The 4,056-nt window shown below is 76.3% G+C and carries 4 protein-coding genes and 1 riboswitch; all 4 genes read left to right on the top strand.

The window, feature by feature from the left end; genetic code table 11:
- Positions 1-49 precede the first annotated feature (49 nt).
- Positions 50-194, top strand: a riboswitch (FMN riboswitch).
- An 82-nt stretch (positions 195-276) separates the two neighbouring features.
- Entirely contained in the window at positions 277-981 is a 705-nt protein-coding gene (gene pnuC / locus QL983_RS10585; protein ID WP_049145389.1) for a nicotinamide riboside transporter PnuC, read from the top strand.
- Complete coding sequence (gene ribD, locus QL983_RS10580; protein WP_049145391.1) at positions 978-2,111, top strand: bifunctional diaminohydroxyphosphoribosylaminopyrimidine deaminase/5-amino-6-(5-phosphoribosylamino)uracil reductase RibD; 1,134 nt, start codon at positions 978-980, stop codon at positions 2,109-2,111. The genes pnuC and ribD overlap by 4 nt, the downstream gene beginning before the upstream one ends.
- A complete protein-coding gene (locus tag QL983_RS10575; protein WP_135101353.1) occupies positions 2,112-2,768 on the top strand; it encodes a riboflavin synthase in 657 nt (218 codons plus the stop codon). It abuts the gene before it with no gap.
- A partial coding sequence (ribB, locus tag QL983_RS10570; RefSeq protein WP_290152924.1) for a 3,4-dihydroxy-2-butanone-4-phosphate synthase occupies positions 2,765-4,056 on the top strand: 1,292 nt, incomplete at its 3' end. The genes QL983_RS10575 and ribB, both read left to right, overlap by 4 nt.

Genomic DNA, 4,056 nt, shown 5'->3' with positions numbered 1-4,056 from the left:
CGTCGTCCGTCGTGCCCGGCCGGCCGGGCGTGCGATACTGCTGGACAGCAACGTGCTCCGAGATGCGGTGGAAGTCCGCACCGGCGGTGACAGCCCGCTAACCGCGCGGCCCGTCCTCATCCGAGGCGGTGCCGAGCGGCCTGACCGGTGGAATTCCGGTGCCGACCGTACAGTCGGGATGGGAGAGGCACGCGGCGGAGCCGTTCCGCGCCCTGCGCGGGAGGGCTGCGGAGCGCACCCCTCGGAGTCCCGATCCGAGGAGGTGGCGTCACGGTCATGGACTGGCTGGTGGACGCGTTCAACTGGACCATCCCGGTCGCCGGCGGCGGCCTGCTCATGCGCGAGGTGCTGGGCAACGTCTTCGGCCTCGCCTCCGCCCTGGGCGGCATGGCGCGCAGGGTCTGGGCCTGGCCCGTGGGCATCCTCGGCAACCTCATCCTGCTGACGGTCTTCCTCGCCTCCCTGTTCACGGGGGCCGACCACGCCACCCTGCTCGGCCAGGCCGGCCGACAGGTCATGTTCATCGCCGTCTCCGTCTACGGCTGGGCGCGCTGGCGTCAGGCCCGCCGGGGCCACGCCGAGGACGCTCCCGCCATCACCCCGGAGTGGGCCGGCTGGCGCGGGCGCGTGTTCCTCGTGACGGCCATGGCGGTCGGCACCGTCGCCCTCACCCCCGTGTTCCGCGCGCTGGGTTCGTGGGAGCCGGTGTGGGCGGACGCCTGGACCTTCGTGGGATCGCTGCTGGCGACCTACGGCATGGCGCGCGGCTGGGTGGAGTTCTGGCTGATCTGGGTGGCCGTGGACGTCGTCGGCGTGCCCCTGCTGTGGAGCACCGGATACTACGCCTCGGCCGTGATGTACGGGTTCTACGGCGCCTTCACCCTGATCGGCTTCTTCGTGTGGCTGCGCGCCGCAGACCGGGACAAGCCCGCCGTGGAGACGCTGCTGCCCGACGGCCCCGAGGGGGACGTCGCCCGATGAGCGCCGCCGAGACCCCGTCCGCCGACCCCATGGACCTCGCCGTCCACGCCGCGCTGCGCGGCGTGCGCGGCGCCAACCCCCTCGTCGGGGCCGTCCTGACCGACGTGGCCGGCCGGGTCCTGGCCGTCGGCCACCACCGCGGACGGGGGACCGCCCACGCCGAGGTCGACGCCCTGACCTGCTGGCGGGCCGCCTGCGCCGCGGATCCGGCCCTGGCCGCCCTCGACCCCGCCGGCCTGACGCTGCACGTCACCCTCGAGCCCTGCGACCACACCGGCAGCACCGGCCCCTGCTCGCAGGCCGTCCTGGACGCGGGGATCGGCGCACTGCGCTTCGCCGTCGCGGACCCCACCGGTCACGACGGCGGCGGCGCGGCCCGCCTCGCCGCGCACGGGGTGCGCGTCACCGGCCCCACCGGCGAGGCGGCCGCACTCGCGCTCACCGCCCGCTGGCGCGAGGTCCGCGACGCGGGCCGCCCGTGGGTGACCGGACACCTCGCCCAGTCCATCGACGGCCACGCCGCGGCCGCGGACGGCACGAGCCAGTGGATCACCGGCCCGGACTCCCGCGTCCACGCCCACGAGGTGCGCTCCCGCGCCGACGCCATCGTCGTCGGCACGGGGACCGTCCTGACCGACGACCCCCGCCTCACCGCCCGTGACGCCGCCGGCGCCGAACTCGCACACCAGCCCGTGCCCGTCGTCCAGGGTCACCGGCCCGTGCCCGACGGCGCCGCCCTGCGTGCGCACCCGGTCCTGCTGCACGTGCCGGACCACGACCCGCACGCCGTCCTCGCCGCGCTCGCCGCCCATCCCGGGCCCTGGCCCCACGGCCGTCGTGCCGCGCACGTGCTCATCGAAGGCGGACCCCGCGTGCTCGGCGCGTGGCTGCGCGCCGGCCTCGTGGACGAGCTCATGGTCTACACCGCGCCTCTGCTGCTCGGCCCGGGCCGCGCCGCCGTCGCCGGCCTGGACGTCGCCACGCTGTCCGAGGGACTGCGCTGGCACCCCGACCCCGCGGCGGGCGGCCCCGTCCGTGCCCTCGGCGACGACGTCTGGACCCACCTGAGCCCCGTGCCGGCCCCGCGCCTGCCCACCGCCCTCGCCCCGACCCGTTTCCAGGAGGACTGAGTGTTCACCGGCATCGTCACCCATCTCGGCACCGTCGTCGCCCTCGAGCACGACGCGGCCGCCGACACCGCCCTGCTGACCCTCGACGCCGGCGGCGCCCTCGACGGGCTGCCCGCCGGCGGCTCGCTCGCCGTCGACGGCGTGTGCCTCACGGCCCTCGACGAGCCCACGGAGCGCCCCGGCGTGTTCCGTGCCGACCTCATGGGCCAGACGCTGCGGATGACCAGCCTCGGCGACCGCGCCCCGGGGGACCGGGTCAACCTCGAGCGCTGTCTGCGCCCCACCGACCACCTGGACGGGCACGTGGTCCAGGGCCACGTGGACGGGACCGGCCAGGTCCTCGCGGTCACCCCGCACGGGGCCTGGACCACCCTGCGCATCGGCCTGCCCGCCCGCCTGGCGCGTTACGTCCCCGCGCAGGGGGCCATCGCCCTGCAGGGCGTCTCCCTCACCGTCACCGCCGTCTCCGACCCGGGCGCGGCCGCGCACTGGTTCGAGGTCGGCATCATCCCGGCCACGCTCGAGGCCACCACCCTGGGCGCCCTGCGGCCGGGCGACCGCGTCAACCTCGAGACCGACGTGCTCGCCCGGTACGCCGAGCGTCTCGCGCTCATCCCGTCCGCCCCCGCCGCACCCACCGAGGAGGCCCGCCCGTGAGCGAGCACATCCGTCTGGACCCCGTCCCCGCGGCGATCGCCGCGATCGCCGCCGGCCGGCCCGTCGTCGTCGTGGACGACGCCGACCGCGAGAACGAGGGCGACCTGATCTACGCGGCCGCCCTGGCCACCGACGAGGTCACCGCCTTCACCGTCCGCCACACCTCGGGCGTCATCTGCGCGCCCCTGCCGGCCGGCCTGGCCGACCGCCTGGCCCTGCCGCCCATGACCACCGTCAACGAGGACCCCAAGGGGACCGCCTACACCGTGAGCGTGGACGCCGCCGCCGGCGTCACCACCGGCATCTCCGCCGCCGACCGCACCCGCACCCTCCGCGTGCTCGCCGACCCCGGTGCCGCCCCCGGTGACCTGACCCGGCCCGGTCACGTGTTCCCCCTGCGCGCCGTCCCCGGCGGCGTCCGGGCCCGCCGCGGCCACACCGAGGCCGGCGTCGAGCTGTGCCGCCTGGCCGGCGTCGCGCCCGTGGCCGCCATCGCCGAGCTCGTCCACGACGACGGCACCATGATGCGCCTGCCCGCCCTGCGGGAGTTCTCCGATGAGCACGGCCTCGTGCTCATCTCCATCGAGGACCTCGTGGCCCACCTGGAGGAGACGACGCCGACCCTGACCGCCGTCCCCGCCGAGGCCACCCTGCCGACCCGGCACGGCCTGTTCCGCGTGAGCGTGCACGTGGACGCCGAGACCGGGGCTGAGCACCTGCTGCTCGTGGCGGGGGAGACCGACCCGGAGCGTCCCCTCACCGTCCGCGTGCACTCGGAGTGCCTCACCGGCGACGTGCTCGGCTCCCTGCGCTGCGACTGCGGCCCCCAGCTCGAGGACGCCCTGGCCCGCGCGGCGGCCGAGGGCGGCGCCGTCCTCTACCTCCGGGGCCACGAAGGACGCGGCATCGGCCTGGCCAACAAGATCCGCGCCTACCGGCTCCAGGAGGAGGGGATGGACACCGTCGAGGCCAACCTCGCCCTCGGTCTGCCCGCCGAGGCGCGCGACTGGGCCGGGGCCGCCGCCGTCCTCACGGCCGCCGGCCATCGGCGCATCCGCCTGGTCACCAACAACCCCGCGAAGGTCGCGGGGCTGCGGGCGGCCGGCATCGACGTCGTCGAGCGTGTCCCGGCCCCCACGCCCGTCACCGAGCACAACGTCGTCTACCTGCGCACCAAGCGGGACCGCATGGCCCACGCCCTGGCGGACCGCGTGCTCGAACCGCCGACGGCCACCGGCGGCCCCGCCACGCCGGCCGATGACCCGACCACCGACCCGACCCACCCCAC

Source organism: Micrococcus sp. APC 4021, assembly GCF_030407635.1.
In the GTDB taxonomy this organism is placed as follows: Bacteria; Actinomycetota; Actinomycetes; order Actinomycetales; family Micrococcaceae; genus Micrococcus; species Micrococcus luteus.
This window is presented reverse-complemented; position numbering and strand designations above follow the sequence as displayed.

Bases quoted from the DNA above. Each gene is read 5' to 3' on its own strand.
- pnuC (WP_049145389.1), top strand. From the start codon at position 277: ATGGACTGGCTGGTGGACGCGTTCAACTGGACCATCCCGGTCGCCGGC.
- ribD (WP_049145391.1), top strand. From the start codon at position 978: ATGAGCGCCGCCGAGACCCCGTCCGCCGACCCCATGGACCTCGCCGTC.